The sequence below is a fragment of the Methylobacterium sp. WL6 genome (assembly GCF_008040095.1).
In the GTDB taxonomy this organism is placed as follows: Bacteria; Pseudomonadota; Alphaproteobacteria; order Rhizobiales; family Beijerinckiaceae; genus Methylobacterium.
Genome location: NZ_VRVH01000307.1, coordinates 1 through 5,173, shown reverse-complemented (window position 1 = coordinate 5,173; position 5,173 = coordinate 1). Strand labels below are relative to the sequence as shown.

The 5,173-nt window shown below is 70.4% G+C and carries 7 protein-coding genes; 4 read left to right on the top strand and 3 right to left on the bottom strand.

The window, feature by feature from the left end:
• The coding region (locus FV230_RS24235) for an FtsX-like permease family protein (RefSeq protein ID WP_147844216.1) at nt 1-1,196 on the top strand (1,196 nt) is incomplete at its 5' end.
• Between the two features lie 273 nt (nt 1,197-1,469).
• Entirely contained in the window at nt 1,470-2,237 is a 768-nt protein-coding gene (locus FV230_RS24230; protein ID WP_147844215.1) for a Bax inhibitor-1/YccA family protein, read from the top strand.
• Nucleotides 2,238-2,522: 285 nt separating this feature from the next.
• Here the strand turns inward: FV230_RS24230 and FV230_RS24225 are convergent, their stop codons facing one another.
• Nucleotides 2,523-2,897, bottom strand: coding sequence for a DUF2794 domain-containing protein (locus FV230_RS24225; protein ID WP_147727234.1), 375 nt, complete (start codon nt 2,895-2,897; stop codon nt 2,523-2,525).
• Nucleotides 2,898-3,311: 414 nt separating this feature from the next.
• Here FV230_RS24225 and bluB point away from each other — a divergent pair, with 414 nt between their 5' ends.
• On the top strand, nt 3,312-3,959 hold the full coding sequence (bluB, locus tag FV230_RS24220) for a 5,6-dimethylbenzimidazole synthase (protein WP_147844214.1): 648 nt from the start codon (nt 3,312-3,314) through the stop codon (nt 3,957-3,959).
• A 173-nt stretch (nt 3,960-4,132) separates the two neighbouring features.
• Complete coding sequence (locus FV230_RS24215; RefSeq protein WP_147844213.1) at nt 4,133-4,648, top strand: L,D-transpeptidase; 516 nt, start codon at nt 4,133-4,135, stop codon at nt 4,646-4,648.
• 20 nt (nt 4,649-4,668) lie between these two features.
• Here FV230_RS24215 and FV230_RS24210 read toward each other — a convergent pair whose 3' ends face one another.
• Both FV230_RS24210 and FV230_RS24205 read right to left on the bottom strand, forming a co-directional pair.
• Nucleotides 4,669-4,977 carry a cupin domain-containing protein gene (locus tag FV230_RS24210; RefSeq protein ID WP_147844212.1) on the bottom strand — a complete coding sequence of 103 codons (309 nt, stop codon included), beginning with the start codon at nt 4,975-4,977 and terminating at the stop codon, nt 4,669-4,671.
• 78 nt (nt 4,978-5,055) lie between these two features.
• A partial coding sequence (locus tag FV230_RS24205) for a DUF1674 domain-containing protein (RefSeq protein ID WP_147844211.1) occupies nt 5,056-5,173 on the bottom strand: 118 nt, incomplete at its 5' end.

Below are 5,173 nucleotides of genomic sequence, written 5' to 3'. Positions count from 1 at the left end.
GCGTGATGGCGCTCGCCCGCCGGCTGCCGCATCCGCGGCGGGCCGCGCCGCGGATGGCCTTGGCCAACCTCCACCGCCCCGGCGCCCTGACGCCGGCCATCGTCCTCTCCCTCGGCCTCGGCGTGACCCTGCTGGTGACCCTGAGCCTGATCGACGTGAACGTGCGCCGCACCATCTCGGCGACCTTGCCGGCGCGCGCGCCGAACCTGTTCTTCCTGGACATCCCGGCCGCCGATTCGGGCGCCTTCCATGACTTCCTCGCGCGCCAGGCGCCCAGCGCCAAGATCGAGCGGGTGCCGATGATGCGCGGGCGCATCGTGGCGCTGGACGACGTCCCGGCCGAGAAGATCCGCCCGCCGGAGGACGCCGCCTGGGTGCTCGACGGCGACCGGGGCATCACCTACGCCGAGGACGTGCCCGAGGGCTCGACGCTCACCGCAGGCACGTGGTGGAACGCGGAGCAAGCCAGGACGCCGCTGGTCTCGTTCGAGGCGGATCTCGCGAAAAACCTCGGCCTCAAGGTCGGCAGCCGCGTCACCGTCAACGTGCTCGGGCGGAACCTCACCGCCACCATCGCCAACCTGCGCAAGGTCGAGTGGCGCAACCTCGGCATCAACTTCGTGATGGTGTTCTCCCCCGGCACCTTCCGCGGCGCGCCGCACTCGGACCTGGCGACGCTCACCCTGCCCGGGGGCACCGACGGCGCGGTCGAGAACCGGATCCTGCGCGACGTCGCCAAGGCGTTCCCCTCCGTCACCAGCGTACGGGTGAAGGACGCCCTCGATGCCGTCGGCGACCTCGTCGGCCGGCTGGTGCTGGCGATCCGCGGCGCGAGCGCGGTGGCGGTGCTGGCGAGCCTGTTCGTGCTGGCCGGCGCCATCGCCGCGGGGCACCGGGCGCGGCTCTACGACGCCGTGGTGCTGAAGGTGCTCGGCGCGACCCGCGGACGGCTGCTGGCCGCCTACGGCCTCGAATACGGGGCGCTCGGCCTCGTCACCGCCCTGTTCGGGCTGCTCGCCGGCACGCTCGCCGGCTGGGTGATCGTCACCCGGGTGATGCGCCTCGACTTCGTCCTCGACCTGTCGGGGGCGCTGGCGGCGGCCGCGGCCGCGGTGGTGCTCGCCGTGGTGCTGGGGCTCGCCGGGACCTGGCGCATCCTCGGCCAGAAGCCTGCACCGTACCTGCGGCAGTCGTGACCGTTGCGTATCCCCCGCGTGAGCTTGCCGCGATCGTGAACGACGGCATCGGGAGCCGTCGGCGAAGTAGCAGCGAACTTTAATCCCAGACTTCGTGAACAAATTTCACCCGCGGGGATTCATCGAAAGCGCTTTTTCAAGCTCTGCCGGGCTCTTGTGCGGGGCGGCCGAAAGCAACATATTCCGACACGAGGCGCTCGATGGCGCCAGAGGTCCCCTGCGTGGGCCTCGTCTCAAACACCACGCACGAGCGAGCCTTCCGAGGTCACTCCCATGGCATTCGACAACTCTCCCTTCCGCTACGGCGCCCAGGCGCCGTCGCAGGCCGGCACCCAGGTCGCGTTCGACCAGGGCCTGCGGACCTTCATGCTCGGCGTCTACAACAACATGGTCGTCGGGCTCGGCATCTCCGGCCTCGTCGCGCTCGGCCTCAACATGGCCGCCACCACCGCGACCGCGACCGGCCGCCTGGCCCTGACCCCGTTCGGCCAGACGCTCTACAACAGCCCGCTCAAGTGGGTTCTGATGTTCGCCCCGCTCGCCTTCATCCTGGTCTTCTCGATGCGGATGGACCGGATGTCGGCCTCGTCGGCGCGGACGATGTTCTTCGCCTTCGCGGCGGTGATGGGCGCCTCGATGTCGACGCTGCTGCTGGTGTTCACCGGCGCCAGCGTGGTGCGGGTGTTCTTCATCACCTCGGCGACCTTCGGCGCGCTGAGCCTCTACGGCTACACCACCAAGCGCAGCCTCTCGGGGATGGGCTCGTTCCTGATGATGGGCCTGATCGGCATCATCATCGCCTCGATCGTCAACATCTTCCTGGCCTCGTCGGCGCTGCAGTTCGCCGTCTCGGTGCTCGGCGTGCTGATCTTCGCAGGGCTCACCGCCTACGACACCCAGAAGCTGAAGGAGATGTATCTCTCCAGCGGCTTCGACGGCGAAGCGGCGGCCAAGATGTCGGTCAACGGCGCGCTGACGCTGTACCTCGACTTCATCAACATGTTCCAGTTCCTGCTCTCGCTCCTCGGCGACCGCCGCTGAGCGAAGACGGACCGGACGAACGAAGAAGGCCCCGGCGGAAACGCCGGGGCCTTCTTCGTTCCGGGGGAGCTACGCTTACGCCGCGCCACTTCCCCCAGCGGGCAATGTCCGCCCTGCGCAGCCCCGGGATGACGGGGAGGGTCCGGAAAAGGAATCTGAAGATGTGCGAGGCCGATCGCCTGCTCGGGGGAAGGCCCCCCCGCGCCGCGATCCGGGCGCGCAGCGAGCGTACCATCGGCCAAGACGGCACCGGACGAAGGATCGCCGCGCAGAAATCCGAACGCTTCACACGGCCCGCAGGGGCTTCTCCAGCACCGCGAGCACGCGGGCGAGGTCGGTGCCGCGCTTGAGCACCACGCCGGTCGCGGCGACCACGGCGTAGGCGCCCTGGCGGCGCGCGAGCTTCGGGTCCTTCTCGATCCGGTAGAGCGGCATCTCGGAGGTGCGGCGGTAGATCGAGAACACCGCCTTGTCGCGGCGGAAGTCGAGGGCGTAGTCGCGCCACTCCCCCTCCGCGACCCGGCGGCCGTAGAGGTTGAAGATCGTGCGCAGCTCGTGCCGATCGAACGCGATCTGCGGTGCGGTGGATGGGCTCGGGAAGGGGACCACGCGGGCCGTCGAATCGTCTGTCCGGATCTCGCCGCTCGTCCGCTCGGTCATCGTTCCTCCGCCGTCGGCCTGCCGCCGTCGTCTTGCCGTCAGCCGCTGAGGATGGGCCTCGGGTGGCCGGCCCGCAAGAGTCCCGCGGCGGCGATCCGATTCGTTGCGGATGGGACACGCCCAAGAAACAAATGCCGCGCTTTCGCCCCGATCACGCCTTTCCCGAGCCGCGTTGCGGCGCGACAACGAAGGCCGAACCCTCGTCGGGTCGTGCCCGTCGATGCCCGAATCCCGAGCTCCCCAGCCCTCGGGCGTCACCGGATCCCACGACGCGACATCCCAGAGGTTTCGAGACCCAAGGACTTCAGGCCGCCCGCGAGGGCGGCCTTTTTTTGTGCCTGCCCGGCCCGTTCGATCTCCCCGGGGCCCACGGGCAGCGGGAAGGCGCAAAACCCGCTATGAGGCGGACCGACCATGACCGACCCCCGCCCGCCCCGCTTCGACGACGACTTCCGGCAGGCGCTCGACGACCTGTTCGCGTGGCGTCGCGACGTGCGCCGCTTCCGGCCCGACCCGGTGGACGAGGCCCTGCTCCGCCAGAGCTTGGCGGCGGCCCATCGCAGCCCCTCCGTCGGCAACAGCCAGCCGTGGCGCTTCGTGCGCGTCGCCGACCCCGAGCGCCGCGCCGGCGTGGTCGCGAGCTTCGAGCGCTGCAACGCCGATGCGGCCCTGCGCTACGCCGACGCCCGCCAGGCGCAGTATCGCGCCCTGAAGCTCGCGGGCCTGCGCGAGGCGCCGGTGCACCTGGCGGTCTTCTGCGACGAGGCGACCGAGGCGGGCCACGGCCTCGGTCGCGCGACCATGCCGGAGATGCTGCGCTACTCCGTGGTCGGCGCCGTGCAGACCTTCTGGCTCGCCGCCCGCGCCCGCGGCCTCGGCACCGGATGGGTCTCGATCCTCGAGCCGGCCCGCATCGCGGCGCTGCTGGACGTGCCGGGCAGCTGGCACCTCGTCGCCTACCTCTGCGTCGGCTGGCCCGTCGAGGAGCATGCCGACCCCGAGCTCGTCCGCCACGGCTGGCAGTCCCAGGACGCGACGGCGCTGGATCTGATCGAGCGGTAAAGCAGGTCTTTCGACGGACGATCGCCTTTATCACGATGAAGCCCGGCGCTTTTTACCGTCTTCCCCGAAGACGGTGAGCAAGCCCGCAGTCGTCGCAGGATGAGCTGGAACGCCGAGCTTGGCCGTGGATTATTGCTGCAGCGAACGGTCACGCTCTGCAGGAAGATCCCAAGATGTCGGTCAGGAAGTACGTGTCCACGAGCCTCGGCGGCGCGCTGCTGGCCGGTCTCGTCGCGGGGGCGCCGGCCCTGGCACGCGAGGTGGTGCCGTTCTCGGACGGGGTGATGCCGGGCTCGGTGGTGATCAGCGTCTCGCAGCGCCGGCTCTACCTCGTGAACGGCGACGGAACCGCGATCCGCTACCCCGTCGCGGTCGGCAAGCCGGGCAAGCAGTGGTTCGGCACCAAGGCGATCGACGGCAAGTACGTGCAGCCGGCGTGGTCGCCGCCGAGCGAAGTCAAGCGCGACAACCCGCGCCTGCCGAACCTGATCGCCGGCGGCTCGCCGCACAACCCGATGGGCGCCGCCGCGATGACGCTGTCGGGCGGCGAATACGCCATCCACGGCACCAACCGCCCGAGCTCGGTCGGCACCTGGGCCTCCTACGGCTGCATCCGGATGTACAACCAGGACGTGGTCGACCTCTACGACCGCGTCTCGGTCGGCACCCCGGTCTACGTGACGCGCTGAACGCCCCGGAGCCCGCGGGATCAGGCGGCGGGCGGGGCCGTCGCCTCGATCGCCGTGAAGGTCTCCAGGATGTGGTAGGTGTGCGCGATGCCGGCCGGCACGCAGTAGGAATCGCCGGGCTCCAGCGCGACCGTCCGGTCCTCGAGCACCAGCTTGGCCCGGCCGGCGATCACGTAGCCCACGGTCTCGTGCTCCGAGGTGGTGCTCGGCTTGTCGTCGGTCGGCGGCTCGTCGCGCCACATCCGCATGGCGACCAGCGCGCCCTTCGCGAGCGCGATCTCGCCGTCGGCGCCGCTCGGCGCATCCTTGCTCGATACCTTGGTCGTCATCGGGTCCCTCGTCTCGCCGTATGCTTCGCGAGCCCAACAGCGGGCCGGCACGGTCGTTCCGGCCGGCGAGGCGCGACGTCAGAAGTCGACGGCGAGCCCCTTCACCTCCCAGTCGTCGTAGCGGACCGGCTCCAGGCCGCCGCGCCCGAGGCGCTCGGGGGCGGCCGAGACCGCGGCGGCCCGCGCGTCGATCGCC

Excerpts from the sequence above, each read along its gene's own strand:
- FV230_RS24230 (WP_147844215.1), top strand. The coding sequence starts at position 1,470 with ATGGCATTCGACAACTCTCCCTTCCGCTACGGCGCCCAGGCGCCGTCG.
- FV230_RS24210 (WP_147844212.1), bottom strand. The coding sequence starts at position 4,977 with ATGACGACCAAGGTATCGAGCAAGGATGCGCCGAGCGGCGCCGACGGC.
- FV230_RS24225 (WP_147727234.1), bottom strand. The coding sequence starts at position 2,897 with ATGACCGAGCGGACGAGCGGCGAGATCCGGACAGACGATTCGACGGCC.
- FV230_RS24215 (WP_147844213.1), top strand. The coding sequence starts at position 4,133 with ATGTCGGTCAGGAAGTACGTGTCCACGAGCCTCGGCGGCGCGCTGCTG.
- bluB (WP_147844214.1), top strand. The coding sequence starts at position 3,312 with ATGACCGACCCCCGCCCGCCCCGCTTCGACGACGACTTCCGGCAGGCG.